The following is a 26,424-nucleotide window of genomic DNA, read 5'->3' on the forward strand; positions in this document are numbered from 1 at the left end:
ACGCAATCCACCCGGACGGTAATCGACCGGAAACAGAAGTTGTATACAAAAGCGGGGTAGCTCAGCAGAAACCCGGAGGTCCCCGTGTCCGTACTCGCCCCGGCGGAATCCCCGCCCGCCGCCACCCTGCCCTGGTGGCGCACCGTGCTCTTCGGCATGCAGCACGTGCTCGTCATGTACACCGGCTGCGTGGCGGTGCCGCTGGTCTTCGGCGCCGCGCTCGGACTGGACCGCTCGATCGTCGCGGCGCTGGTCAACGCCGACCTGCTGGTCGCCGGGATCATCACCGTGGTGCAGGCCGCCGGGGTCGGGAGGCTGCTCGGCGCCCGGATGCCGGTGGTCGCCGGCGCCTCGTTCACCGCCGTCACCCCGATGATCCTGATCGGCCAGGAGTACGGGCTCTCCGCCGTCTACGGCTCGATGATCGCCGCGGGCATCTTCGGCGTGCTGGTCGCGGTGCCGTTCTCCCGCCTGCAGCGCTTCTTCCCGCCCGTCGTGCGCGGCGCCGCCATCGCCATGATCGGGCTCTCGCTCATCGGCAAGGCCGTCACCATGACCTTCGGCGCGGAACCCGCGGGCGGCGCGCGGCTGCTCGTCGCCGCCGGGGTGATCCTGCTGATCCTGGCGCTCATGCGCTACGGCCGCGGGCTGCTCGCCCAATCCGCGGTGCTCGTCGCGCTGGTGCTCGGCACCGTCGCCGCCGCCGCGCTCTCGCTCACCGACTTCTCCGCCGTCGGGGCCGCGGGCTGGCTCGGGCTGCCCGACCTGTTCCCCTTCGGCGCGCCGACCTTCCCCATCGCGGGCATCGTCTCGATGTGCCTGGTGATGCTGGTGATCTTCACCGAATCCACCGCCTACCTGCTCGCCACCGCCGAGCACACCGGGCAGCCCGCCACCCCGGCCGTGATCGGGCGCGGGCTCGCCGCCGACGGCCTCTCCGCGGTGCTGGCGGGCGGGCTCACCTCGTTCCCGGACACGATCTTCGCGCAGAACGTCAGCCTGGTCCGGATGACCGGGGTCGCCGCCCGCAGCGCCGTGGTGGTGGCGGGCGGGTTGCTGGTCGTGCTCGGGCTGGTGCCCAAGATGGGCCAGGTGGTGGCGAGCCTGCCCGGGCCGGTGATCGGCGCGGTCAGCCTGGTCATGTTCGCCACCGTCGCCGGGGTCGGCATCGCCACCCTCGCCACGGTGGACTACGCCCGCACCGACAACCTGCTCATCGTCTCGCTCGCCATGGGCGCGGGCATGATCCCGATCGTCGCGCCCGAACTCTACGACGGGCTGCCCACCTCGCTGAAGGTGATCGTCGGCGGCGCCATCACCAGCACCGTCCTCGTCGCCTTCACCCTGAACCTGGTCTTCCACCACCTCACCCGCACCCCGAAGGAGCTGCCCGCATGACCGGCATCGCCCTGCTCACCGTCCCCACCGCGGGCCCGGACGACCTCGCCCCGCTCACCGCGCTCGGCCCCGCCGGGCTGCGCGCCGACGACGTCCTCGCCGTGATCGGCAAAACCGAGGGCAACGGCTGCGTCAACGACTTCAGCCGCACCCTGGCCGCCGCCGTCTGGGAGCCGCGGCTGCCCGGCGCGATCACCGTCTTCTCCGGCGGCACCGAGGGCGTGCTCAGCCCGCACGTCAACCTCGTCGTGCGCGACCCCCGCGCGCACCCCGGCCACGACCGCGGGCTGGTCGCCGCCGCCGGGCGGACCCGGGCACTGGCCCCCGCCGAGATCGGGCGCCCCGCCCAGCTCGGCGCGGTCGCCGAGACCGTCGGCAAGCTCGTCGCCGAACTCGGCGCCGACCCCGGCGACGTGCACCTGGTCCTGGTGAAATGCCCGCTGCTCACCTCTGACCGGATCGCCGCGGTGCGCGCGACGGGCGCCGAACCGGTCGCCGCCGACACCTACGCCTCCATGGGGCACTCCCGCGCGGCCGCCGCGCTCGGGGTAGCGGTCGCGCTCGGCGAATGCGACACCCGCGCCGCCGAAGCCGCGCTCGCCGGGCACGCCGATATCGACTCCGCGCGCGCCTCCACCAGCGCGGGCGCCGAACTCGACGACTGCCACGTGCTGGTGCTCGCCGAGAGCGCCCGCGCCGCCAACCCGCTGCGCGCGCTGCACGGCCGGATGCGCGACGCCATCGACATCGCCACCGTGCGCGGGCTGCTGGACGAGGTCGCCGCGCGCGGCGGCACCGTGCGCCAGATCTTCGCCAAGGCCGACGCCGACCCGGCGGGCACCGTGCGCGGGCTGCGGCACACCATGCTCACCGACTCCGACATCCCCGCCACCAGGCACGCCCGCGCCGCCGTCGGCGGGCTGCTCGCCGCGCTCAAGGGCGACGGGGCCGTCTACGTCTCGGGCGGGGCCGAGCACCAGGGGCCGCCCGGCGGCGGCAGCATCACCGTGGTGTTCGAGGTACCCGGGGCGTGAGGGTCGTGCTGGTGCACGGCACCGCCACCGACGGCCGGGTCTGGGCAGGCGTCGCCGAAGCGCTCGGCGCCGGATACGAACTCGACCGCCCCACCCGCCCGCAATCCGGTGACCTCGACACCGAGATCGCCTTCCTCGCCCCGCGCTGCGCCGGCGCGGTCGTCGCCGGGGTGAGCGGCGGCGCCACGCTCGGGCTCGAGCTCGCCGCGCGCGGCGTGCCCTTCATTGCCGCGGTGCTGCACGAACCGGCCGCCGGGTCGCTGGTCCCCGGGCTGCTCGCGCCGGTCGCGGCGGCCTTCGCCGACGGCGGGACCGGCCCCTTCGCCCGGACGCTGTACGGGGACTCCTGGCACGCCGGGCTCACCACCGCCGATCCCGGCACGATCGCCGCCGAGCTGCGCATGTTCCGCGCCTTCGAACCCCGCCCCTTGCCCGCCGGGGTAGCCGAGCGGGTGCTGCTGACCGTCGGCGCCGACTCCCCCGCAGCGCGCCACCGGGCCGACACCACCCTCACCGCGCTGCTCGGGGTCCGCAGCCGGGTGGTGCCCGGCGCGCACGCACTGCACCTCGACCACCCGGCGGCCCTCGCCGACCTCATCCGGGAGGCCGCCGAGCACGGGTGAACTACGATCCACCGGCGACCACAGCGGGGGGAGGACGGTGCACCGGCTCGCTCGGCGCAGCCGTGGCGTGACCCGTGCGCGATCCCGCGCCGCCGCAGCGGTTCGACAGCCTCGGCTAGCGGCCCTCCGTGCCCGCCGCCTCGGCGATCAACTGCGTCATCTCGGTGATCTCGCGCCGGATCCGCCTGCGCATGGCCCGCCCGAACTGCTCGTCGGCCACGGTCCGCGCCACCGGGCGCAGCTCGGCGACGGCGCCGATCAGCCGCTCCAGGTTCTCCGGGGTGGGGTCGTCGAGCATGCGGTCGAGCACGTGGCTGCGGAAGGCGTGCACGAAGGAGAAGGCCATCCGGTCGAAGGCCGCCTCGATCTCCCAGCTCATGGCGAGCACCGCGCGCAGCGGGATGCCGGTCGCCACGAGCGTCAGCGTCGCCTCCAGCAACCGGGCGCTCGGGTGGCTGTAGTGCTCGCCGCGGCGGCGCAGGTACCCCAGCTCGATCGCCTCCGCGAGCACCTCCGGGGTGAGCTGGCCGCCGAAGCGGGCGCGCAGCTCGGCGGCGGTCAGCTCGACCGGGTCGCTGTGCGCCCAGTCCACGGTGGCGACCGAGCCGAAGCCGAGGATCTCCGCCAGCCCGCGCCCCTTCTGCGCGGCGGTGAGCAGCTCCTCGATGCCGTCGAGCCGGTAGCCGCGCGCGACCAGGTCGCCGATCAGCCGCAATCGCTCCAGGTGGGCCGCGCTGTACCGGGCGGTGCGGCCCTCCCGGCGGGGCGGCTGGAGCAACCCGCGCTCCTGGTAATAGCGCAGCGTGCGCACCGGGATCCCGGCCTGCTCGGCCAGTTCGGTGACCCGGTACTCGCGCTGCTCGTCCACCGGGCCATCCTCGCCTCGCTCGAACCCTGCTGCCGCGCCGCGCCGTCCGCGGTGCCGCCCGATCCTGCCACCCGGTACCGGGGACGGCCACCGACCGGCAACCATTCCACCCCGAGGTGGCAGCAAACTCCCACTTACCATAGCGTTCACTACGGAAAACCCGGTATCGAAACAGGTTCCACCCTGGTGGACGATCACGTACCCTGCAATCGTGACAGTTGCCACTGGCTGATCGAGTCGATGGGCAACCCAGCCAGGAGGGCAACGGTGATCGAGAACGCGCCCGCCACAGCGGATCTGCTCGTATCGGGGCGGCCCGCATCCGCCCACCTGCGCGACGTCCGGACCCTGGCGCGCCGCCTGGTCGGGCACTTCGCCGACAATGTGGTGCCCTGCGGCACGCTGCCCGGTGACGCGCTGAGCGGCGAGATCACCGTGGTCACCCGGATCTGCCTCGAGCTCGCGCTCGACCTGCTCGACGGCAGGGAGACCACGGACAAGACCGAGCGGGTGCAGGAGGCCGCCGCCGACTGGGCGCGCGAGGGCATCCCGATCGACGCCATCCACAACGCCGTGCACGAGGGGCTGCGGATCGGCTTCGACCTGATCGTCGCCAAGGCAGGCGCGCAGGACTCCCCCGCCATGGTCGACCTGGCGCGCAAATTCATGGAGATCCAGGACCGGATCACCCGCGCGGTCTCCACCGCCTACGTGCGGGAGCTGAAATCGGTGGTCTCCGAGCACCACACGGCCGTGCACACGCTCACCTCCGCACTGCTCGGCGGGCGCAGCACCTCCACCATGGCCAGGGAGAGCGCGGTCGCCATCGCCGACTCCTACCACGTGCTGGCGCTGGCCGTCCCGCCGCACCGCGACGAGCACAACATCGCCCTCGACACGCAGGTGGTGGCGCGGCGCAAGCTGCGCAGGCTGCAGGCCGCGCTGGCCGATCACTGCGGCGGCGACGCGCTCGCGCTGCTCAGCGTGGACGGCGGCACCGTGCTGCTGCCCACCGACCGCTACACCGAGCAGGCGCTGGACACCCTGATCGACCAGCTCGCGGTGGCCGCGCAGGTGCCGCTGGTCGCGACCACCGTGCGGGCCGGACGCGAGGAGATCCCGCTCGCCACCGACCAGGCGCACGAACTGCTCGACGTGGTGCAGCGGCTCGGCTGGCCGCACCGGCTGCACCGCTTCGACGACCTGGTGCTCGAGTACCAGCTCGCCCGCCCCGGCCCGGCGCGCACCGTGCTCGCCGCCGCGCTCGAGCCGCTCGACGGCCAGCCCGACCTGCTGCAGACCCTGCGCACCTACATCGCCAAGGACCTGAACCGCCAGCGCACCGCGCGCGCCCTGCACGTGCACGCCAACACCGTCGACCACCGATTCCGCCGGATCGGCCAGCTCACCGGCTTCGACCCCGGCCAGGCGCACGGCCTCTGGTACCTGCGCTCGGCGCTGATCGCCCGCGCCTTCGAGGCCGGAGCGGCGGCACCGGCGCGCCGTGCCGAGGATTCCGCTGCCGGATAGCCCGCCCGGCTGACACGATTGGCCGCGAGAGCCACCGGCGAGCGCGGCGGTGGGAGCGGCGAGGTGAGGAGGGTGCGGTGCAGGCAGCCGTCTACTACGGTTCGGAACCCCGGCTGGTGATCGAGGAGATCCCGCGCCCGGCGCCCCGGCGCGGCGAGGTGCTGCTGCGGGTCACCGCCTGCGGGGTGTGCCACACCGACCTGCACGTGCTGCGCTCCGAGGTCGCCTTCCCCACCCCCGCGGTGCTCGGGCACGAGGTCTCCGGGGTGGTCGCCGAGCTCGGGCCGGAGGTCACCGGCGTCGCCGTCGGCGACGAGGTGGTGTGCAGCTTCATCATGCCGTGCGGGGACTGCAGGCACTGCGTGCGCGGCATGGAGGACCTCTGCGAGAAGTTCTTCGCCTACAACCGGCTCAAAGGCGCGCTCTACGACGGGGAATCCCGGCTCACCACCGCCGACGGCTCACCGCTTGCCATGTACTCCATGGGCGGGCTCGCCGAGTACTGCGTGGTCCCGGCCACCGACGTGTTCCGGGTGCCGGACGGAGTCGCGCTGGACCAGGTCTCCATCCTGGGCTGCAGCACCTTCACCGCGCTGGGCGCGCTGCGCACCGCCGAACTCGGGGTCGGCGCGCGGATCGCGGTGGTCGCCGCGGGCGGCGTCGGCTCCTCGATCGTGCAGCTCGCCGCCGCGGCCGGGGCCGCGCAGATCATCGCGGTCGACCTCGGCGCGGAGAAGTTGTCCGCCGTGGCGAAGCTCGGCGCCACGCACACCGTGGACGCGGCCACCGAGGACGTGGTCGCGCGGGTCAGGGAGCTCACCGACGGGCACGGCGTCGACATCGCCTTCGAGGCGCTCGGCAATGCCGCCACCTTCGGCACCGCGCTCGACATCCTCGACGACGGCGGGCGGGCCGTCGTGGTCGGCATCGCCCCGGCCGGCTCCACCGGCTCCGTCGACCTGGCCCGACTGGTGCGCCGCAAGCTGGAGATCCGCGGCTCCTACGGCGCCAAGGCGCGCACCGACATGCCCGCGCTGCTGCGCCTGGTCGCCGCGGGCAGCGTCGCCCCGCAGGAGCTCATCACCCGCCGCTACCCGCTGGAACAGGCCGACGAGGCGTACCAGGCCCTGGCCCGCGGCGAAATCGTCGGCCGGGCCATCATCGAGATGGGCTGAACCCTCAGCGCTGCCGCGCGGGCCGCACCACGATCTCGTTGACATCCACCTCGGCCGGCTGGTGCAGCGCGTAGTCCACCGCGGCCGCGATCGCCTCCGGGGCCATAGCGTGCGCGCGGTAGCCGCGCATCGCCTCGGCGGCGCCGGGGTCGGTGATCGAGTCGGCGAGTTCGGAGGTCACCACCCCGGGAGAGACGGTGGTGACCCGGATGCCAGGCGCGCTCTCCTGCCGCAGCCCCTCGGTGATCGCCCACGCCGCGTGCTTGGTGCCCGAGTACACCGCACTGGTCGGCACCACCTCGTGCGCGCCAACGCTCGCCACCGTCACGAAGTGCCCGCTGTCCTGCGCGGTGAACCGGGGCAGCACAGCGGCGATGCTGTGCAGCAGCCCGCCGATATTGACGTCGAGCATGTGCTGCCACTCGTCCACGAGCAGCCGGTCCAGCCGGGACAGCGGCATGACGCCGGCATTGGCGACGAAGGCATCGACCCGGCCGTACCGCTCGGCGGCCCGATCGACGAAGTCCCGCACACCGGCGAGGTCGGTGACATCGACCCGCACCGGGTGAATCCGGTCGTCGCGCTCGGCCAAGGCCCGCAGCCGCTCGGTGCGCCGCGCCCCGGCGAACACCCGGTGCCCGCGGGCCGCCGCCCGCAGCGCGACGGCTTCCCCGATGCCGCTGCTGGCGCCGGTGACGAGGACGATCTTGCTGGTTTCGGTAGTGGTCATGGGTTCCACCGTGCTCGGCGCGCGGAGTCGGCGGCAGGGCGGGAAGTTCCTGGGAGCAGCGCACCCAGGCTCGCCCCCGCACCCCCTCCTACTCTCGGGGCATGGCTTCCAAGCAGTTCGGCGCCTACCTGAAAGCGCGGCGCGCCCAGCTCGACCCGGCCGCGGTGAACCTGCCGGACACCGGGGTACCGGCGGGTGCCGGGGTTGCGGCACGAAGAGGTCGCAATGCGGGCCGGGGCGGGATGTCGGTTATATACCCCATCAAGACTGACCTGCCCCACGTCATCGCGCAGCAGCCCAATTCGCAGGCGGGCATGGCAAGCGGCTCCGACCAGATCCTTGCCCCCGGTGACAGTAATGGCCGCCGCGTCGGTAATCAGGGCAGGTCGAGTTCGCCGGGGATGGAGGGGTAGATCCCGGCGGGTTCACGTTGGCCAGCGCGGACCGCCTCGCGCGCGAAGGTGCCGAGCATCTCGCCGCGATGGCGTCCGCGCTACACAGCCTCGGTCGCGGCTCTTATGCCCAACTCGGCAAGGAGTTCTTCGTTCGAAAGTTCTGCCAGCGTCAGTGCTGGGCGATCGAACAGAAGCTCTGACACCAAGGCCGCGCGCGCGGCCTCGGTGTCGTGGGCGAAGATGACGATCGCCAGCGACTCGACGGCCCGGGAGACACACACATAGAGGAGCCGCCGGGTCCGTTCGAGCACTGAGTCCTCATTGGCGGCGCGACGTGCCAAGTCTCGGTCGGAGAGGGCTTTGATGCCGAAGAGCTTTTCGTAAGAATATTGCTTGAAGGGTGCCCCTTCCTGGTCGTCGAGGATGACGAGGACCTTGGCGAACTCGGAGCCTTTGGTACCGTGCTGCGTCGAGTACGGCGACTGCTCCCGGATATAGTAAAAGTATCGAGAGACTTCTCTGACGTCACACGCGAGGTAAGCCTTGAGAGCCGCCGATTCGGGATCTCCTGTGTCAGCATCCGTAAGTTCACCGCCGAGCGCTCGGTTCAGCATCACAGCCAACTTAGGATCCGGTTCGTAGAGACTGGATTCCATTGCGAGCCGCAGTACCGCGCCGACTGAGTTCGGGCCGCCCTCGCTTACAAGACTTCTGATCTTCTCCACCTGGGTGCGCGTCCCGGCAAGCGCACCACGAGCATCCGTGCCGCTCGTCAGTTCTCGAACGAGCTTGTCACGCACGAGGGCGATCACGGCGGGGTCGTCTGCGCCAGCGGGTTCACACAGCGGCAGAATCAGTTCATCGAAGACCTGCAACGGCCGTGCGTTCCCGCTGTTGAACGCCGCTTTTAGTGTCGATTCGTCGTTGTCGTTGAATGCGGCAAAAAGCGCCGCGAATCCCAGCCGGGCGGCCGCCATGCGATGCATGATGATCAGGATCTTGGCCGCACGGCCATCGACGTCCGGGTCGGTGGTCCAGTCACCGGCGCTGCTGTGGCGACTGAGCCATTCCCGAACAAGATTCAGGTTTGCAGTGCGATGCTCGTCGGCGGGCAGCACGAAGACGTGGAATTCACCTTCCCGTTGCGTGCCATCTGGACGGCCCGGGACTTGAACTAGCCCATCCGCCTTGGAGCGAACCTGATTCACGATGCGGAGCACCTGCAGAGAGCTGCGAAAGTTCTCGGCCTTCTCGATGGTTGCCCATCCTGGTTCGATTGTCACCGTGCCGACGCCGCGTTGGTAGATCTGCTGCATCGGATCACCGAAGAACCCCAGACATACTTCACCGCGCGCCTGGGCGTAGATGTGTTTGAGGGCGGTGACCACTTCGGGAAAGGTGTCCTGGCTTTCATCGACGAAGATGTAGGGATACTTGCGTGCGGCGATCCGGGCCAGCATCGGCTTGTCGATTATGAGCTGGGTCGCCAGTTTCACGACCTCTTCGTGCCCCAGGCTCCCTGTGCTGTGGTCGGTTCCGTGCCCGTAGCGGAAACTCTCGACCGATGCCAAAGCTCCGACTTGGCGTCGCAGACGCCGCATCTCCTCGTCATCCCGCGCCCTGGTGGTTTGCCTCGTCCGCAGCGTATATGCAGCTTGTTTGGCGGTCATCGTCTCGATCTTGCGGTGGAGTTCCTGTTCGAGCCATACACGGATGTCGTGGTTGAAGGGCCGGACGAGCGTCCACAAGAAGCTGTGGATCGTTGACACTGTGACAATCGGGTTGTACCCGACGTCGGCCGCGATCTCCTCGGCCGCGACTGCAGTATAGGTGATACACGCGATCTGTTGAGTCCGGCTTCTCAGCTGCTGCCCGCGGGTCCGAACTACGTGGCCGAGTGCTTTCACCAAAGACGTGGTTTTACCCGACCCCGCTCCGGCGATCATCACGAACCCGCGCGCCGGGGCACCGTCGAGGACCTCACGAAGCTGCCGGTCGGCGTCGGTGTCCTTCGCCGACAGTCTGGAGCTCACGAGATCGACGCCGAGCCGAGCACGGCGGGGATGACGACGTTCGACTGCCGCTCTCCTAGGGCGCCCGGTTCGCCAACCCCCAGACCAAGGCGGCCCCGCAGCCAAGCTAGTCCATCCAAAATATATTGCGGGGCTTCCCATTCCGAAGCAGAAGCAGACATCAGTCGAAGCGCGAACACTGTCTTGTCGAGCCTCCGAACACGGTTGAAGAGCCCTCGGTGTATCTGCTCCAGTGTCATGCCGTGGCCGCCTCGAATGCGCAGACCCACGTCGACACGCGATCGATCCTGCGTCCAAGCCAGATTGCGGAGAGCGAAGGCTTCCTCCAAGGTACGACCTGCGAGGGCCGCCGTGCTCCCGGCCCAACTCACCTCGCAGCGGGTCTGGTACGCCAGACGGATCGTGCCCTCGATCTGACCGTCGAGGGCGATAACCTTGCCGATTTCATCCACGTCGAGAAGATCACTGATCGTCGCCGACCCCTTCAACCAATGAATCAGCGTCTTGTTGGAGGTAACGGCGCCTGGAACCGTTGCCAGGCAGGCCTTTCTGGCATCAGCGAGCTCGTCCTCGGTAGTCGCGGCGGACGGCGTCGCCTTCGTTGGCCTGACGCTGTCGAGATCGGTGATGATCAACGCCGGCACGCCCAGGAACGCTAGCAGAGGCTCGAAGACGTGGGCGAAGTCTCCGCCTACCTCAAGAATGGTCAGATGAACCGACCCGAGTTCGGGGAAGTAGCGTTCGATAATTAGCGGAAGCAATAACCGCTCGACGTTGCCCTCCACCAAGATCACCGCATCAGCGAAAAACAGGTCGCAGTGCGTCAGTTTTACGTACTTCTGCAGAAACTCTCTCGTCGGTTCTTCAGCCTGTTGATGGAAAACTGACAAGTCTTTGACCTCGCTGTGCGGCAGCGCTTTCGAGCTCGCCGATCGGCTGAAGTACCGAATAGGCGTGAAGTTGCTCTCGTAGAGCATGTGGGAAGAGTGTGTCGTCACCACGAGCTGAGTACTGAAGCCCGCCTCCGGGGGTGGCAACAGCTCGAAGACCTTTCGAATGAAGACCTGCTGCAACTGAGCATGCTGGTGAGCCTCGGGTTCCTCGATCATGATCAGATGAACAGGGGGGCGATCACCGGTCGACTCAGTCCACGCCTGATGGAAATCGAGCAACTCCACGGCCATATAGATCAGATTTTTGAATCCCAGGCCATTGTACTGATCGGGCAAGGTCGCCTGGGTCCCGGAGCTGACGATACCGGGCAGCGCGTAGTGCACGCGGGCGTTGCCGGCAAGGACCTGGGCGGGGTTGAAGGAAGCCTTGAGTAGCAGCTCGGGGTGCGCGGTGCCCGGGTAACCGAGCTCGGCGATACCTTGCAGGATCGGCGCGAAAACATCGGCGTAGTGATCGTTGAGAGCGGCTTCCGACCCCGCGATCGCGCTGAGCGCGGCGGGGTCGGCATCGTACTGTCGCAGGTTGCGCTTGTAGAAGGCGCCCAAACGGTGTGAAAGGTTCTCCGCGCGCCCTCGGGACGAAGCGCTTTCTCCGCGAGGGCGAGAATCCGAATCGGATAAGTGCCGTTGGGCGTCGAGAAAGTCCACCCGAATCAGGTCCGCAGCGATGTCCCCGGCACCCGAGGATCGCGGTCCGAGCCGGTGAGGGATGTAGTCCGGCATGGGTTGGCGCGATTCATCACAGAACCGCTCATCTAACACGTAGTAGAAGATCTCGAACTCATCGGTCAACCGCTTGCGCAGATAGTCGGTCAAGCTCAAAGGCCAAGGCCTGTGCGCGAATTCATCGCCAGCCGCTCGGTCCTTGGAGACCTCCCGCGCGGCCCGATAGTTCTTGAACAACGCGTCGGGGTTGCGCGGCCCGTAGGCCATCCGTAGTCCGATTAACTCGCCGTCCCACGACAGGCTCGGCAGCAACCCCACCACACGATGGATGTTCGCGTCATCGACGTCGAACCACAGGTCCAAACTGATCACCGGCAACAACTCCGCGGCGTCAGGATCATCGGTATCAAGGGCATCGAACGTTGCCCAACAATCAGCGCTGAAGTCGTAGATCTCGAACCGGTCGCTTCGTCCCAGAAACCGCTGGAACACATGGGTCGCCGACGTCTTCCCTGTGTTGTTCGCACCGACGAAGACTGTGGTCTGCTCATCGAGATCGACTACGACATCCTTCAGGCGACGAAAGTTTTGAACCCGAAATACTTTGATACGCAACCGTTCATTCTCCACTGTTGAATGGAACTGGCGAGACTTCTAAGGACACCGACTGTCGAGATAGAAGCGATATCACTGCGAACCGCCCCTATACGGATACTGAGGCGACGACTTCGAATGCAGCGGGCAATAGACACGCACTGTGGCTGGACCGCCACTAAGTGGCCCGCTCAGGCCGACACTAGCCGATTCGCCCGACCGAGAGGAGATAGTCGGCACCATAGGCAGATGTGCCAAGTATGGCGCCGCACCGACAAGCAGGACGGACGGGCAGGCTCTTCCCGTAGCGAAGTCATGCTTGACTCACACAACTGCGCTCCCCCTTCCAGATAGGTACCCCGTCGCTCATCGCCTAGCAGAACGTGACAGGTAGCCTAACCGCACGGTGTACGCTCGTCACATCGGGGCTGCTGCATGAGTAGGTGACACCGTTCTGGCTTGCCGTGAGGCGGGCCTGGAAAGATGTTCATCGTGCCCAAGCCCTACCCCCAGGAGTTCCGCGACGACGTGGTCCGGGTCGCCCGTAACCGCGAGGACGGGGTGACCCTGGACCGGATCGCCGCGGATTTCGGGGTCCATCCGATGACGTTGTCGAAATGGATGCGTCAAGCCGACATCGACGAGGGCAACAAGCCCGGAACCAGCAGCAGCGACTCCGCTGAGCTGCGGGAACTGCGGCGGCGGAACCGGTTGCTCGAGCAGGAGAACGAGGTCTTGCGCCGGGCCGCGGCCTATCTGTCGCAGGCGAATCTGCCGGGAAAAGGCTCTACCCGCTCGTGAAAGAGCTCGCCGCCGACGGGATCCCTGTCGTGGTGACGTGCCGGGTGCTCGAGCTCGCTCGCCAACCCTATTACCGGTGGCTGGCCGCCCCGGTCACCACCGGGGAGGTCATCGAGGCCTATCGAGCCGCCGCCCTGTTCGATGCTCATCGTGACGACCCGGAGTTCGGGTATCGGTTCCTTGCCGACGAGGCCGCAATTGCGGGTGAGGTGATGGCGGGGCGGACCGCGTGGCGGATCTGCTCGGTCAACAGGTGGTGGTCGGTGTTCGGCAAACCCCGCCGCAAAAAATCGCAAGCCCGGGCCGCCGGTCCATGACGACCTGGTGCACCGGAGGTTCACCGCGGATCGCCCGAATATGTTGTGGCTCAGCGATATTTCCGAACATCGGACCAGGGAGGGCAAGGTTTACATCTGCGCGGTGAAGGACGTGTTCTCGGGTCGGATCGTGGGCTATTCGATCGACTCACGGATGAAGTCCCGTTTGGCGGTGAACGCGTTGAACAACGCTGTCGCCCGTCGGGGCGAGGTGGCCGGTTGTGTTGTTCATACCGACAGGGGTAGTCAAGGCGGATTCAACTGGTCGTCGCAACACCTCGACTGTGGAGGTGTTGGGCAATGGCGACGAGGGACTGGGGCGCGAAGACGAGCGAGGTTCCCGAGGGGGCGCGGCGGCAGTGGCGTGCGGATCGGGCGTTGCGGCCGGCGATGCGTTCGCCTGGGCGGCCTGAGCCATCGCGGGCGGTGCAGCGGCAGTTCTGGCGTCTGATCGCGACGGGCATCAACTCGGCCGAAGCGGCGTTGAGGGTGGGTGTGTCTGTGCCGGTCGGGGCTCGCTGGTTTCGCCACGGTGGCGGCATGCCGCCGATCTCACTGGCCGAGCCCTCCGGCCGCTATTTGTCCTTCGAGGAGCGTGAGGAAATCGCGCTGCTGCGCGCCGAGCAGGTCGGCGTGCGTGAGATCGCGCGCAGGATCGGCCGCGACCCGGGGACGATTTCCCGCGAACTACGCCGCAACGCGGCCACGCGCGGCGGAAGGCAGCAATACCGAGCGTTGGTGGCCCAGTGGAAGGCTCAGCAGGCGGCCAAGCGCCCCAAGACAGCGAGGCTCGCGACCGACGACAGGCTGCGTGAGTACGTCGGGTAGCGCCTCGCCGGCAACATCCGCCGGCCGGACGGCAGCATCGTCCTCGGGCCGGAGCCGCCCGCGTGGAAAGGGCTGAACAAGCCGCATCGGCAGGACCGGCGGTGGGCGAGAGCGTGGAGCCCGGAGCAGATCTCGCATCGCCTGAAGGTCGACTTCCCCGATGATGCGTCCATGCGCATCAGCCACGAGGCGATCTACCAGTCGCTCTTCATCGGGGGCCGCGGTGGTCTCGAACGCGCACTCGTCACCTGCCTGCGAACCGGCCGTGCGCTCCGGGCGCCGCGGGCTCGAACACAGGACAGACCACAAGGACACGTCACCGCCGATGTGGTGTTCTGCAAGCGTCCCGCGGAGGCCGCGGATCGCGCTGTCCCCGGGCACTGGGAGGGTGACTTGATCATCGGCACGGGCCGGTCCGCGATCGGCACGATCGTCGAACGCAAGAGCCGCTCGACTCTGCTGGTGCACCTGCCCCGGCTGCAGGGATGGGGTGAGATGGCTTACGTGAAGAACGGTCCCGCGCTGGGTGGCTAGGGCGCGATCGCGATGAACGCCGCGCTCATCGCGACGATGGCGAATCTTCCCGAACAGCTCCGCAAGACTCTCACCTGGGATCGCGGCAAAGAGCTCTCCGCGCACGCCCAGTTCGCGCTCGCCACGGGCACGAAGGTGTTCTTCGCCGACCGCACTCGCCCTGGCAGCGGCCGACGAACGAGAACACCAACGGGCTTCTCCGGCAGTACTTTCCGAAGGGCACAGACCTCTCACGATGGTCCGTGGAAGACCTCAAGGCAGTCGCTTTCGCGCTCAACAATAGGCCCCGCAAGAGCCTCGGGTGGAAGACGCCCGCCGAGGTGTTCGACGAACAGCTACGCTCACTTCCACAACCCGTTGTTGCAACGACCAATTGAACCCAAGCAGTTCCGTTCCCGGCGTTTCACGCACGCGCTCAACAGGTTCGGGATGGCTGGGTCGATGGGGCGGTCGGGGCCGCTGGTGACAACGCCGCGATGGAAAGCTTCTTCAGTCTGTTGCAACGCAATGTCCTCGACCGCCATCGGTGGAGACCCGTGAGCAGCTCCGGATCGCGATCGTGTCCTGGAATGAACGCACCTACCACCGCCGCCGGCGCCAGGACCGGCTCGGCCGGTTGACCCCGATCGAGTACGAAGCAATCATGACCCCAGCAGTCGTGCAGGCTGCATAACTCCTGCCACCTCAGAGTGCAGCAGCCCCGGTCACGTATCGGGCTGTGTCACGGGCAGCGCGCAGCGCCGGCTGCTGCCGTCGGCGAGGAATGAGCCCAGTGGGGATCAGCAGTCCGCAGGCGAGTGTCATCGCGGTGTATCCGGTGCCGAAATGCGCCAGGTCCGGTGCGATGACGACCTCGGCTCCGACGCGGGCGGCGGCGGTGATGATGTAGGTGATGGGCATGTAGGTGTCGTGACCGATGGTCACGACCTCGGCCAGCTGGAGGGTTTCGGCGCGGGCGAGGTCATCGATGACCGTGCAATGGGTGGATTCATTGCCGGGCAAGCCGAGATGGATGAGTCCGATCGCTCTGTTGCACAAGGGTTTTACCTCGTCTCTGAAGCGGGTTCCGGGCTGCTTTGCGGGGCTCAGAACAGGGCGTTGTTCGTGGCCTTGTCGTAGAGCCGCATGGCGCCTGGCACCCCGGAGTTCTGGTAGGAACGGACCATGAGCGCGACGTGGTCGGCTGCGTGGGGGTAGTCCCTGGTTTCTTCGGCGATCACTTGCGACAGCTTTTCCCGTGCCGAGTCCTCGAAGTTGCGGATACCGAGTTCATTGATGATCAACGAGCCGTCGACGCCGTCCCTGCTGACCACCCCATCGGTGTTGAGCCATGCGACCAGATTCGCCAGCAGGAACACCGCGTACAGCAAGCGAGCTTGCGGGTGGTGGCGTGGGACGTGGCCTGCGAGTGCGGCCAGCAGATCGGCCGAGGACGGCAACAGTGTCGGCTCGGGAGCCGGGCGCGGGATCGTTTCGGTCATGCTCGCGGGGCCTTTCACACTTGAGCGGGGATGCGAGGAATGCGGGTGGTGGTCACGTTCTGATTCATCGCCGACAGCGCGGCTCTGACTGAACCGAGAACGGTCAGTCCGGTGGGCCGGTACGGCCCGGGGGTTGCGGTGATCCAGCCGCGGTAGAACACGCCACGTCCCTGCGGGGAAGGCAACGGAACCTGTGTGCCGGGAGCGAGGATCGCAACCCTGTAGCCGTTCCACAGCGGGGCCTCCCGGGCCGCGACGTCGGCAGGAACTTCCGAGCGGGTCAGGAAGGTCCACACCGCGCGGCGCGGGTGGCACACGATCGGTCCACCGCCCTGGCGTCGCCGGTCGAGGTCTACTTTCACCAACTGCGCTATATGTGAGGGGATTTCGATCGCCCACACCAGTCCGACCCGGACGTTGATACCGCCGGTTGTCGGGTTGACCGTCGCCGGTAGGTACATGGCATTGCGGTAGAACAGGCATCGGCTGCGCGCGGTGTCGGCGGTCACGACTCTTCTCCGAGTCGGGCTCGCGCGTTCGCGATGGCATCCACCGCGCGCGCCTGCGCGATGAGTTCGGCCACCACCTCAGCTGACGGCGGCCCAGCATAGGTGGCGGCTTCCCATGCGGTGACCAGACCCGAAGACACCAGTCGCTCCAACAGCGAGGAGTAAGCGCCCCCATCCGGCGTCCGCTGCTCACAGCTCACGAGGAGTGCCCGTGCACTCACGATCTGCGTCCCGTGCGGGACGTGCTCGCCGGTTGAGGTACCGCTTGCCTCTGTTCTCGCCGGGAGATTCATGCGGCTGCGTTTGCCCACCTGGACTGGCATAGCTCTGCCCCCAATGCCTTCCCTGTCGTAGCTGGTCAGCCCCGCTAGCGAGGAGCGTCTGTCACCCGCTAGCGGGGTTAGGGGCAACCGTGCCAGCGCGGGAAACCCCGAAGTACGAAGAAACTTCGTACTCTGAGCGATAGCGCTGGAACAGGATGGTGGGTATGAGCCACGTCGAGGGTGGGGCAGCGAAGGCGGTCGCGGAAGATCGCAGGTGTCACCCAGAAGGAACTCGCCAGGCGCGCCAACGTGTCGGTCGGGCTTGTTCGCTCTGTTGAGCAGGGGCGGGTTGCTGCCACTCCGGGGTTTCTCGGCGCGGTCTCGAAGGCGCTGCGCGTGCCGGTGAGCGAGCTGAATGGGCAGCCGTTTCCGCCTGCCGAAGCCGACTCGGGCGTGCACTCCGTGATTGGCTTTCTGCGTACCGAGCTGGCTGCCTACGACATCGACTGTGCTGTCTCGAGCGACTTTCGGCCGATAGAACAGATCGGCGTAGACGTAGCTCAGGTATGCCAGTACCGGCGAAATGCGTCTTTTCATCGTCTGAGCGAAGCGCTGCCGCCCCTACTCAAAGAGGTACGCGCTGTCGTGCATCGGACGGTCGGCATCGAGCGCGATCTTGCTCTCGTGCTCCTGTGCGAGCTGTACTACTCCACACATTCCCTGGCGCACAAGCTCGGATACGCGGACCTCGCCGCCCTTGCTATCGACCGGATGGGGTGGGCTGCCGCGGAAGCCGACAATCCGCTCTGGACGGCAACGGCACACTTCCATCGTGCTGCTCTGTTGACTTCCGGCGGCGACTGGGCAGCCGCGTTGACATTTCTCGAGCGTTGCCGAACAAGCATCGAACCGCGCCTCGGTACAGGTAAGCGACCTGATCTGATCGCGTGGGGTGGTCTGCATCTTCAGTCCGGACTGGCCGCGTCTCGCGCCGGCAGGAGAGATATTGCCGATGAGCACCTCGCCGAGGCGAGATCTGCCGCTGGACGGATAGGTGATGACCGAGACCGGGTCCTGTCGTTCGGGCCGAGGAATGTGGGCATCTGGGGCGTAGCCCTCGCGGTGGAAGCAATGGACGGCACCGAGGCTCTCCGCCGATCACGGTCGCTGATCATTCCTGACGACGCCCCTCGGGAACGTACGGGGCACCACTTCATCGACCTATCGCGTGCCTATCTATTGCACGGTAACCGGCGTAGGGCGCTCGATGCCTTGCTCACCGCAAAGCAGATCGCGCCCGCGCAGACGCGGTACAACCCCGGCGTACATGAAACTGTGCGCGCTCTGGCCCGGGCCGAGACTCGAAGCGTGGGCCTCGTCCACGATTTCGCGGTGTGGTGCGGAATCGTGCACCGGCTCTAGCCGGGAATCCCTTTCACCGCAGCCGGGGACAAGAACTCGACTCGGAAGGACTCGACAAACTCACCGCGGCTGTCGAGGAAGCGACGTGTATGGGGTTGGCGCTCGTGTTCTTCGAAGGCGTCTCGATTCCTGTAGACCTCGTAGAAGACTCTCGCCAATGGCTCGTTCTCGACGGTGTGCGTCGCATAGACCAGCGTGCCGGGTTCGCGCTCTCGGATGGCGGCAACGGTCTCTTCAACGAGGTCATCGAAATCGGCAGCCTTCTCGGCGTCGATGAGGTCGAATCTCACCACAAGGGCAAACATGCCCTGACCTTACCGTTCAGGATCGGGACAAGGTGCCGGGCGGACGCCTCGTGTACGTGGTCTTCACCGGCAGGGCGAGAAGTTCCTGCCCAGGTCCCGCACCGGTAGCGCATTGTCAGCAAGCTTTTGGATGACCTGCAAGCAGCTATCGGGCTGGATGAACAACCCTTCGGCTATCGGTTGGCCGTGCGCTGACGCAGCGCCGTCAGTCCCACCGCGACCGCGCCGCGCACGATCAGCCCGGCAGCGACCAGCGGCGCGAAGACCAGCCACCCGGTGCCCCGGTGGTAGTCGCAGTAGAACCGCAGGGCACTGCGGTGGTGCGCACGGACCTTGCGATAAGGGGCGGATCGCATGCTGCCGCCCTCACGGTGGCGGATCTCCACGCTCGGGTCGAGCACCACCCGGTAGCCCGCGCGATGCATGTCCAAGGCCATCTTGGTTTCCTCGAAGTAGAGGAAGTAGCGGTCGTCGAAGCCACCGACGGCGTCGAACGCTTCGCGGCGGAACAGCATGCAGCACCCGGAGATCCAGTCCACCCCGGTCACCCCGGTGACCGGGGTGCCGAAGTAACGGCGCGTGGCGGGGTTGCCCGGCCACACGCCGCCCAGCAGGGCATGGGCGATGCCGACTGCCAGCGACGGGAACCGCCGCCCGCTCGGATACGGGGTACCGTCCAAGCGGGCGATCCGCGGACCGATCATGCCCATACGCGGGTCGGAGATCGCTGTGTCGACCAGTGCGGCGATCGAGCCCGGCATGAGCTGGGTGTCCGGATTGGCGACGAGAATCCATTCCGCGCTCGTCGCGGCAGCCCCTTGATTGATCGCTGCTGCAAGGCCGACATTGCGCGGGTTGCGGATGACGCGGCCACCGAATTCCTCGACGATATCGGCGCTGCGGTCGGTGGAGACATTGTCGACACCAATCACATCGGCCGCATACGGCTCCACGGCAGCCGCCAACGTCTCCAGGAATCCAGGCAGATCCTCGGCGCTCTGGTAGGTCACCAGGGCCAAGCCGACGGTCTTGTCATCCGAGCTGAGCATGTCGGCGAACCTACCACCGTGAAATCGTCCCTGAGCCACCGATTACGTCACCGACCAGGCGGTCTGTCGGCTCAGCAGCACAGTTGGAATCGTCGTCGAGTGCTCCCAAGCGTCAAGCGGCCGAAGAATGGAGCTAGCTCAGCGCACTCGACGAACCTCGTGCATGTCGCCGGCATCAACGACTCTTGATCGACTCCATCGCTATCCGGACCGCCTGCACGACCGCGTCAGGTTCCAGACGGCTGACAATTGCGTCTGGTGAATGCTGCGCCAGCTCGTCGGCCGGCAGTCTGTGCGCTACTGCGACGACCCCGAAGCCTGCGTGACGTGCGGTCGCGATGTCGTTCGGCGCATCGCCGATGATCACGGTCCGTGCCGGGTCGAGCGGATATCCGAACCGTGCCCGGAATCGGTCGGCGACGAAGGCGGGCAGGTCGAACCGCTCGCGCGCATCCGAACCGAACGCACCGAGATCCATATCGAGGTCCGCGGCGAGACCCGCGACCCTGAGCTTGAATTCGGCTGATACCCGCAGGTTGCCCGTGAGAACGGTCTGGACGAACCCGTTCTCCGCCAGAGCGGCAATGGTGTCGGCAGCGCCGGGGTACGCGGCCTGATCACGGGCAAGCTCTGCCTCGCCCTGAGCCATGACGTCCATGAGCACGTCGGCGTAGCGACCGAAACCCTGCTCCGCGGTCGCCTCGTCGACTCCGGAGGCGATCACCGTATCGATGACGATCGACTCGTCGGTGTAGCCGTGAACGCGTGATGCGGGGAAGACTACCGCTGACTCATCCAGGTCGTAAGTGCGGGCCACAGCGCGCCTCAACCACCGCAGATCCGCAGGAATCAGAGTGCCGTCGACGTCCCAGACAACAAGCCCCGCGTTCGTCTCCCCCATGTCCACGGATTCTTGCAGACGAGACTGTCGGATGCAGGTGCGTCCGAACAGCCCGGCGTTCAGGATTGGGAGAAGGTGCTGGGCGCACTCGACGAACCTCGTGCACGTGGTCTTCACCGGCCGGGCGGGAAGTTCCTGGGAGCAGCGCACCCAGGCTCGCCCCGGCGCCGCCGCCTACCCTCGAGCCTATGGCTTCCACGCAGTTCGGCGCCTATTTGAAAGCGCGGCGCGCCCAGCTCGACCCGGCCGCGGTGAACCTGCCGAGCACCGGGTATCGGCGGGTGCCGGGGTTGCGGCGCGAAGAGGTCGCGCTGCTGGCAGGGATCTCCGTCGACTATTACGTCCGGCTGGAGCAAGGCCGGGAGCGGACCCCGTCGGCGCAGGTCGTCGAAGCGCTGGCGGCGGCGTTGCGGCTGGGTGACGATGCCCGCGAGCATCTGTTCCGGCTGGCCGGGCTCGGCCCGCGGGCGCGCGCGGCGGCCGGGCCGGCTCGGGTCGACCCGAGCCTGGCGGCGCTGCTGGCGGCCTGGCCGGACAACCCGGCCGTCGTCTACAACCGCGCCTACGACGTGCTCGCGTCGAACCCGATCGCCGACATCCTGTTCCACGGCTGGGCGCACTCGACGAACCTTGTGCACGTGGTCTTCACCGACCCGGCCGCACGCGCCTTCTACCGCGACTGGCGCGAGGTCGCCCGCAATACCGTCGCCGGGTTCCGGCTGAACCACGGCAAGGCGCCGGACGATCCGCGCATCCGGCAGGTGCTCGCCGAACTGCTCGCCGCGAGCCCGGACTTCGCCGAGCTGTGGGGCAGCCACGACGCGCGCGGGAAGGCGCTGGAGAGCAAGCGGTTCCAGCACCGCGATGTCGGGCCGCTGACGCTGACCATGCAGACCTTCGACGTGCGCTCCAGCCCCGGGCAGGAGCTGGTCGTCTACCACGCCGAGCCGGGGTCGGCGAGCAGCGAGGCGCTCACCCTGCTCGGGACGCTGGCGGCGACGCGCGGTTAGGGGTTCTCCCGGATTTCGTTTCCTTACTCGCGGGCGTATATTCGTCTGCGAGTAAAGGAGGCGGGATCGTGGGAGCGCGCAAGGTCGACAACCTGATGGCGTTGGCAATTCTCTCGGTCATGGTGGAGCGGCCCATGCACCGCTACGAGATCGCCGCCACCCTGCGCTCGCACGGCAAAGACCAGGACATGGATATCAAGTGGGGCTCGCTCTACACGGTGGTCCGCAATATGGAGAAGGCCGGCTTCCTGGAGATCGTCGGCAGCGAACGCGCGGGCGCCCGCCCCGAGCGGGTCATCTACCGGATCACCGAGGCGGGCCGCAAAGAACTCGTCGACTGGACCCGCGACCTGGTGGCCCGCCCGCAGCGCGAGCAGAGCCGCTTCGTGGCCGGGCTCTCGGTGCTCGCCGTGCTCTCCCCGGACGAGGTGGTGTCCCTGCTCGAGCAGCGCGCCGCCGCGCTCGAGAACACCCTGGCCGAGATCCGCGCGCAGGTCGGCGCGGTCGAGGGGCTGCCGCGGCTGTTCCTGATCGAGACCGAGTTCGGCGTCGCCATGCTGGAGGCCGAGCTGGGCTGGGTGCGCGGGCTGTGCGCCGAACTCGCCGAGGGCACCTTCCCCGAGGTCGACACCTGGCGGCAACTCAACCGCGCCCTGTTCGACCCGGCGGCGCCCGCGGTACCGGGGTGGTCGACGGAGTAAGGGTGAGCGGAAGTCACCGCGCGGGCAACGCTCGCAACTATGCACACCGGGCCCGGCAACGGTGCGGCAACACCATCGCCGAGCCCGGATCTACCGTCTCGAACCGCGCCCGCGGAGCGCACCCGGCCACGAGGCTGGCACCACGAGGATATCCGGGTGGGCACGCGGGACGGTTCGGGCTGCTCGAAATCAGGAGAACATTATGTCCACTCCCGCAATCCGCACCGCGATCGTCGCCGGTGGCGGCATCGCCGGAACCGTCGCCGCCACCGCGCTCCGGCTGGCCGGTATCGACGCCCAGGTGTACGAGGCATACCCGGCCGACAGCTCGTGGCCCGGCTCCGGGCTCGCGCTCGCCCCCAACGGGCTGGCCGCGCTCGACATCATCGGCGCCGGTGACGCCGTGCGCGCCATCGGCGTCGACGTGAGCGGCACCCGCATGTCGGTCGGACGGCGCACCCACGAGCTGCCCGGCCTCGACGACCTGCCGCCGCTGTCGCTGGTCGACCGCGGTGACCTCGTCCGGGTGCTGCGCGAGCACGCCGCCGCCGCGGGCGTTCCGTTCGAGTTCGGCGCCCGGCTGACCGGCGTCGAGGAACACGACGGCGGCGTGACCGCCCGGTTCGCCGCCGGCCGCACCGCCACCGCCGACATCCTGATCGGCGCCGACGGCATCCGCTCCGCGGTCCGCGCGCTGATCGATCCGGCCGCGCCCGGACCGGACTACACCGGCATGCTCGGCTTCGGCGCCGTCGTCCCGTGCGAGGTCGGCATCCCGGCGGGCACCATGCAGTTCGCGTACGGCAAACGCGCCTACTACCTGTACTGCCCGCTCGGCGACGGCCGGGTCATGTGGGGCGCCAACCTGCCGCACCCCGAGTACCTGACCTCCACCCAGGCGCGGGCGATCCCCGCCGAGCAGTGGCTGCGCACCCTGCGCGAGACCTACGCCGAGGACACCCCCGGCGCCGCGCTCACCCGCGCCACCACCCCGGAGACGCTGGAGGTCTGGGGCGCGCTGCACATCATGCCGCCGGTGCCGCACTGGCACCGCGACCGGCTGGTCCTGATCGGCGACGCCGTGCACGCGCCGTCCAACAGTTCCGGCCAGGGGGCGTCGCTGGCGATCGAGAGCGCGATCGAACTGGCCCGCTGCCTGCGCGACCTGCCCACCCCCGCCGCCGCCTTCGCCGCCTACGAGGCGCTGCGCCGCCCGCGCGTCGAGGGCATCGCCGCGCGCGCCGCCAAGATCAACCACAGCAAGGCGCCGGGCCCGGTCGCCCGGGTCGTCATGAACCTGCTCATGCCGATCGCCATGCGCATGATGGACCCGGAGAAGATGCTCGGCACCGAACAGCGCTACCGCATCGACTGGAAGCGGCCGGTCGCAGCCTGACCCACCGGGGGCGAGTCTTACGAGCCCCGTTCGCGGCCCGTCTCGCCGCCGAGTGCTCGAAAGCGCATGCGCCGAAGGCGCGAGACTCGAGCGCTCGGCGGCGAGACTCCCCGGGGCCGCGAACACGCCCGCCGAAGGCGGGCCATCCAACACAAGCAAACACTTGACTCGTTCCAAAGAAAGAACGAGACTCTCGTGTGTGCCGACGGCGACCGAGTTCCAGCAGATGCTTCGGGGTGTGTCGCTTCGCGTGACCGCGCCGCGCATGGCGGTGCTGAGCGCAGTGCACGAAAACCCGCACGCCGACACGGATTCGATTATCCGCGCGGTGCGCGACCGCCTCGCCGCGGTCTCGCACCAGGCGGTGTACGACTCGCTGCACACGCTCACCGCGAGGGGGCTGATCCGGTGCATCCAGCCCCTCGGATCGGTCGCCCGCTACGAGACCAGGGTCGGCGACAACCACCACCACGTGGTGTGCCGCAACTGCGGCGCCATCGCCGACGTCGACTGTGCCACCGGCCCGGCCCCGTGCCTGACCGCGACCGACGACCACGGCTTCTCGATCGACGAGGCCGAGGTCATCTACTGGGGCCGCTGCCCCGCTTGCAAGTCCTGATCGCAGCCCACAACCCCCTCAGGAAGGAACGTCGTGACCTCCGACAGTCGTCCGCCCGCTCCCGATACCGCTACCGCCAGCAACAGCGAGAGCGAGAACCCGGCGCTCAAGTCCCCGACCGCGCATCCGGAGCGCCGCCCGCACACCAACCAGGACTGGTGGCCGGAGCAGATCGACCTCTCGGTGCTGCACGCCCACTCCACCAAGTCCAACCCGCTCGGCGCGGACTTCGACTACGCGAAGGAATTCGCCAAGCTCGACGTCGAGGCGCTCAAGGCCGACGTCACCGCGGTGCTGACCGACTCCAAGGACTGGTGGCCCGCCGACTTCGGCCACTACGGCGGCCTCTTCATCCGCCTGAGCTGGCACGCCGCCGGCACCTACCGGATCGCCGACGGCCGCGGCGGCGGCGGGCAGGGCGCGCAGCGCTTCGCCCCGCTGAACAGCTGGCCGGACAACGGCAACCTGGACAAGGCGCGCCGGCTGCTGTGGCCGGTCAAGCAGAAGTACGGCAACAGCATCTCCTGGGCCGACCTGCTCGTCCTCGCGGGCAACGTGGCGCTCGAGGACATGGGCTTCCAGACCTTCGGCTTCGCCTTCGGCCGCGCCGACGTGTGGGAGCCGGAGGAGATCTTCTGGGGCCCGGAGGACACCTGGCTCGGCGATGAGCGCTACAGCGGCGAGCGCGAGCTCTCCGGCCCGCTCGGCGCGGTCCAGATGGGGCTCATCTACGTGAACCCGGAGGGCCCGAACGGCCGCCCGGACCCGCTGGCCGCCGCCAAGGACATCCGCGAGACCTTCGGCCGGATGGCGATGAACGACGAGGAGACCGCCGCGCTCATCATCGGCGGCCACTCCTTCGGCAAGACCCACGGCGCGGGCAACCCCGACCTGGTCGGCGCCGAGCCCGAGGGCGCGCCGATCGAGCAGCAGGGCCTGGGCTGGAAGAGCACGCACGGCAGTGGCAAGGCGGGCGACGCCATCACCTCCGGGCTCGAGGTGATCTGGACCTCGACCCCGACCCAGTGGAGCAACGGCTTCCTGCAGAACCTGTACGGCTACGAGTGGGAGCTGCACAAGAGCCCGGCCGGTGCCTGGCAGTGGAAGCCGAAGGACGGCGCGGGCGATGGCACCGTCCCCGACCCGTTCGACGGCCCGCGCCGCGCCCCCGGCATGCTCACCACCGACCTGGCGCTGCGCGAGGACCCGATCTACGGCGAGATCACCCGCCGCTGGCTGGACCACCCCGAGCAGCTCGCCGAGGCGTTCGCCAAGGCCTGGTACAAGCTGCTGCACCGCGACATGGGCCCGGTCAGCCGCTACCTCGGCCCGTGGGTGCCCGAGCCGCAGCTGTGGCAGGACCCGGTGCCCGCCGTTGACCACGAGCTCGTCGACGAGCAGGACGTCGCCGCGCTCAAGGCGAAGGTGCTCGAGTCGGGGCTCTCGGTCGCGCAGCTGGTCAAGACGGCGTGGGCGGCGGCCTCCAGCTTCCGCAGCACCGACTACCGCGGCGGCGCCAACGGCGCGCGGCTGCGGCTCGACCCGCAGAAGAACTGGGAGGTCAACGAGCCGGCCGAGCTGGCGAAGGTGCTCCCCGTGCTGGAGCAGATCCAGCAGGACTTCAACGCCTCCGCCGGCGGCAAGAAGATCTCGCTCGCCGACACCATCGTGCTCGCGGGCAACGCGGCCGTGGAGAAGGCGGCGAAGGACGCGGGCCACGAGGTCACCGTCGCGTTCTCCCCCGGGCGCACCGACGCCTCCCAGGAGGAGACCGACGCGGAGTCGTTCGCGGTGCTCGAGCCGCGCGCCGACGGCTTCCGCAACTACGTCCGCCCGGGTGAGAAGGCGCCGCTGGAGCGGCTGCTGCTTGACCGCGCCTACCTGCTCGACGTCACCGCGCCGGAGCTCGCCGTGCTGATCGGCGGGCTGCGCGTGCTCGGCGCCAACTACGCGGGCAAGGAGCACGGCGTCTTCACCGATCGTCCCGGCGTGCTCTCCACCGACTTCTTCGTCAACCTGCTCGATCAGGACATCGAGTGGAAGGCCTCGAAGTCCGAGGAGAACGTCTACGAGGGCACGAAGGGTGGCGCGGCGGTCTACACCGCCACCGCCAACGACCTGGTCTTCGGTTCGCACTCGCAGCTGCGCGCCATCGCCGAGGTCTACGCCCAGAACGACGCGTCCGCGAAGTTCGTCGACGACTTCGCCGCCGCGTGGGCCAAGATCGCCGACAACGATCGCTTCGACCTGCGCTGATCCCGCTCACGAGCACCGGGCCGGTCCTTCGGG

General features: G+C 68.3%; 25 protein-coding genes and 2 pseudogenes. 17 read left to right on the top strand and 10 right to left on the bottom strand.

Annotated elements, in window-relative coordinates:
- Window positions 1–84: 84 nt before the first annotated feature.
- From LTT61_RS01780 to LTT61_RS01790, 3 genes are read left to right on the top strand one after another with little or no spacing between them, the layout of a single operon-like run.
- Window positions 85–1,398: a nucleobase:cation symporter-2 family protein gene (locus LTT61_RS01780; protein WP_233018161.1), complete on the top strand. Its 1,314-nt coding sequence runs from the start codon at window positions 85–87 to the stop codon at window positions 1,396–1,398.
- On the top strand, window positions 1,395–2,432 hold the full coding sequence (locus tag LTT61_RS01785) for a ring-opening amidohydrolase (RefSeq protein ID WP_233018162.1): 1,038 nt from the start codon (window positions 1,395–1,397) through the stop codon (window positions 2,430–2,432). Before LTT61_RS01780 ends, LTT61_RS01785 begins: the two co-directional genes overlap by 4 nt.
- The gene (locus LTT61_RS01790; protein WP_233018163.1) at window positions 2,429–3,055 is read left to right on the top strand and encodes an alpha/beta fold hydrolase; all 627 of its coding nucleotides are present in this window, start codon (window positions 2,429–2,431) and stop codon (window positions 3,053–3,055) included. The genes LTT61_RS01785 and LTT61_RS01790 overlap by 4 nt, the downstream gene beginning before the upstream one ends.
- A 115-nt stretch (window positions 3,056–3,170) precedes the next feature.
- On the opposite strand, the gene LTT61_RS01795 is transcribed toward LTT61_RS01790, so the two are convergent.
- The gene (locus LTT61_RS01795) at window positions 3,171–3,923 is read right to left on the bottom strand and encodes a MerR family transcriptional regulator (RefSeq protein WP_233018164.1); all 753 of its coding nucleotides are present in this window, start codon (window positions 3,921–3,923) and stop codon (window positions 3,171–3,173) included.
- 267 nt (window positions 3,924–4,190) lie between these two features.
- On the opposite strand from LTT61_RS01795, the gene LTT61_RS01800 reads away from it, so the two are divergent.
- Window positions 4,191–5,453: a PucR family transcriptional regulator gene (locus tag LTT61_RS01800; RefSeq protein WP_233018165.1), complete on the top strand. Its 1,263-nt coding sequence runs from the start codon at window positions 4,191–4,193 to the stop codon at window positions 5,451–5,453.
- 77 nt (window positions 5,454–5,530) lie between these two features.
- Complete coding sequence (locus tag LTT61_RS01805) at window positions 5,531–6,628, top strand: zinc-binding dehydrogenase (protein WP_233018166.1); 1,098 nt, start codon at window positions 5,531–5,533, stop codon at window positions 6,626–6,628.
- 4 nt (window positions 6,629–6,632) lie between these two features.
- On the opposite strand, the gene LTT61_RS01810 is transcribed toward LTT61_RS01805, so the two are convergent.
- On the bottom strand, window positions 6,633–7,358 hold the full coding sequence (locus LTT61_RS01810; protein WP_233018167.1) for an SDR family oxidoreductase: 726 nt from the start codon (window positions 7,356–7,358) through the stop codon (window positions 6,633–6,635).
- Between the two features lie 101 nt (window positions 7,359–7,459).
- Between LTT61_RS01810 and LTT61_RS01815 the strand changes: the two genes are divergently transcribed.
- Complete coding sequence (locus tag LTT61_RS01815; RefSeq protein WP_233018168.1) at window positions 7,460–7,771, top strand: hypothetical protein; 312 nt, start codon at window positions 7,460–7,462, stop codon at window positions 7,769–7,771.
- An 80-nt stretch (window positions 7,772–7,851) separates the two neighbouring features.
- Here the strand turns inward: LTT61_RS01815 and LTT61_RS01820 are convergent, their stop codons facing one another.
- Window positions 7,852–9,786: a UvrD-helicase domain-containing protein gene (locus tag LTT61_RS01820; RefSeq protein WP_233018169.1), complete on the bottom strand. Its 1,935-nt coding sequence runs from the start codon at window positions 9,784–9,786 to the stop codon at window positions 7,852–7,854.
- Window positions 9,783–12,035, bottom strand: a complete 2,253-nt coding sequence (locus tag LTT61_RS01825) for an ATP-dependent nuclease (protein ID WP_233018170.1) — start codon at window positions 12,033–12,035, stop codon at window positions 9,783–9,785. Before LTT61_RS01825 ends, LTT61_RS01820 begins: the two co-directional genes overlap by 4 nt.
- A 447-nt stretch (window positions 12,036–12,482) precedes the next feature.
- On the opposite strand from LTT61_RS01825, the gene LTT61_RS32860 reads away from it, so the two are divergent.
- The 5 genes and pseudogenes from LTT61_RS32860 to LTT61_RS01840 all read left to right on the top strand — a co-directional run.
- Window positions 12,483–12,800: a transposase gene (locus LTT61_RS32860; RefSeq protein WP_420094725.1), complete on the top strand. Its 318-nt coding sequence runs from the start codon at window positions 12,483–12,485 to the stop codon at window positions 12,798–12,800.
- Complete coding sequence (locus tag LTT61_RS32865) at window positions 12,797–13,117, top strand: integrase (RefSeq protein ID WP_420094726.1); 321 nt, start codon at window positions 12,797–12,799, stop codon at window positions 13,115–13,117. Before LTT61_RS32860 ends, LTT61_RS32865 begins: the two co-directional genes overlap by 4 nt.
- Before the next feature lie 40 nt (window positions 13,118–13,157).
- Complete coding sequence (locus LTT61_RS32870; RefSeq protein WP_420094727.1) at window positions 13,158–13,568, top strand: DDE-type integrase/transposase/recombinase; 411 nt, start codon at window positions 13,158–13,160, stop codon at window positions 13,566–13,568.
- A pseudogene (locus LTT61_RS01835) lies at window positions 13,508–14,856 on the top strand (IS30 family transposase). The gene LTT61_RS32870 and the pseudogene LTT61_RS01835 overlap by 61 nt, the downstream one beginning before the upstream one ends.
- Before the next feature lie 7 nt (window positions 14,857–14,863).
- Window positions 14,864–15,152: pseudogene (locus tag LTT61_RS01840) on the top strand (integrase core domain-containing protein); the annotation flags it as partial.
- 11 nt (window positions 15,153–15,163) lie between these two features.
- On the opposite strand, the gene LTT61_RS01845 reads toward LTT61_RS01840, so the two are convergent.
- From LTT61_RS01845 to LTT61_RS01855, 3 genes are read right to left on the bottom strand one after another with little or no spacing between them, the layout of a single operon-like run.
- Window positions 15,164–15,517: a hypothetical protein gene (locus LTT61_RS01845; RefSeq protein WP_233018171.1), complete on the bottom strand. Its 354-nt coding sequence runs from the start codon at window positions 15,515–15,517 to the stop codon at window positions 15,164–15,166.
- Window positions 15,518–15,564: 47 nt separating this feature from the next.
- Window positions 15,565–15,960 (bottom strand): hypothetical protein, encoded by a 396-nt coding sequence (locus tag LTT61_RS01850; RefSeq protein ID WP_233018172.1) that lies wholly within the window; start codon window positions 15,958–15,960, stop codon window positions 15,565–15,567.
- 14 nt (window positions 15,961–15,974) lie between these two features.
- Window positions 15,975–16,469: a DNA-directed RNA polymerase subunit beta gene (locus LTT61_RS01855; RefSeq protein ID WP_233018173.1), complete on the bottom strand. Its 495-nt coding sequence runs from the start codon at window positions 16,467–16,469 to the stop codon at window positions 15,975–15,977.
- 503 nt (window positions 16,470–16,972) lie between these two features.
- On the opposite strand from LTT61_RS01855, the gene LTT61_RS01860 reads away from it, so the two are divergent.
- Complete coding sequence (locus LTT61_RS01860; protein ID WP_269821837.1) at window positions 16,973–18,154, top strand: helix-turn-helix domain-containing protein; 1,182 nt, start codon at window positions 16,973–16,975, stop codon at window positions 18,152–18,154.
- Here LTT61_RS01860 and LTT61_RS01865 read toward each other — a convergent pair.
- From LTT61_RS01865 to LTT61_RS01875, 3 genes are all read right to left on the bottom strand, one after another.
- Window positions 18,151–18,459, bottom strand: a complete 309-nt coding sequence (locus tag LTT61_RS01865) for a putative quinol monooxygenase (protein ID WP_233018175.1) — start codon at window positions 18,457–18,459, stop codon at window positions 18,151–18,153. The genes LTT61_RS01860 and LTT61_RS01865 overlap by 4 nt on opposite strands.
- A 173-nt stretch (window positions 18,460–18,632) precedes the next feature.
- Window positions 18,633–19,508, bottom strand: a complete 876-nt coding sequence (locus LTT61_RS01870; RefSeq protein WP_233018176.1) for a glycosyltransferase family 2 protein — start codon at window positions 19,506–19,508, stop codon at window positions 18,633–18,635.
- A 175-nt stretch (window positions 19,509–19,683) separates the two neighbouring features.
- Window positions 19,684–20,409, bottom strand: coding sequence for an HAD family hydrolase (locus LTT61_RS01875; RefSeq protein WP_233018177.1), 726 nt, complete (start codon window positions 20,407–20,409; stop codon window positions 19,684–19,686).
- Between the two features lie 188 nt (window positions 20,410–20,597).
- Here LTT61_RS01875 and LTT61_RS01880 point away from each other — a divergent pair, with 188 nt between their 5' ends.
- The 5 genes from LTT61_RS01880 (at window position 20,598) to katG (ending at window position 26,391) form a co-directional block, all read left to right on the top strand.
- Window positions 20,598–21,419: a helix-turn-helix transcriptional regulator gene (locus LTT61_RS01880; protein WP_233018178.1), complete on the top strand. Its 822-nt coding sequence runs from the start codon at window positions 20,598–20,600 to the stop codon at window positions 21,417–21,419.
- A 68-nt stretch (window positions 21,420–21,487) separates the two neighbouring features.
- A complete protein-coding gene (locus tag LTT61_RS01885; RefSeq protein ID WP_332909221.1) occupies window positions 21,488–22,120 on the top strand; it encodes a PadR family transcriptional regulator in 633 nt (210 codons plus the stop codon).
- A 202-nt stretch (window positions 22,121–22,322) separates the two neighbouring features.
- A complete protein-coding gene (locus LTT61_RS01890) occupies window positions 22,323–23,516 on the top strand; it encodes an FAD-dependent oxidoreductase (protein WP_233018179.1) in 1,194 nt (397 codons plus the stop codon).
- 226 nt (window positions 23,517–23,742) lie between these two features.
- A complete protein-coding gene (locus tag LTT61_RS01895; protein WP_269821917.1) occupies window positions 23,743–24,135 on the top strand; it encodes a Fur family transcriptional regulator in 393 nt (130 codons plus the stop codon).
- Between the two features lie 33 nt (window positions 24,136–24,168).
- Complete coding sequence (gene katG / locus LTT61_RS01900; RefSeq protein WP_233018181.1) at window positions 24,169–26,391, top strand: catalase/peroxidase HPI; 2,223 nt, start codon at window positions 24,169–24,171, stop codon at window positions 26,389–26,391.
- The last annotated feature ends 33 nt before the right edge of the window (window positions 26,392–26,424 follow it).

Origin of the sequence: Nocardia asteroides (genome assembly GCF_021183625.1) — a bacterium.
In the GTDB taxonomy this organism is placed as follows: domain Bacteria; phylum Actinomycetota; class Actinomycetes; order Mycobacteriales; family Mycobacteriaceae; genus Nocardia; species Nocardia asteroides_A.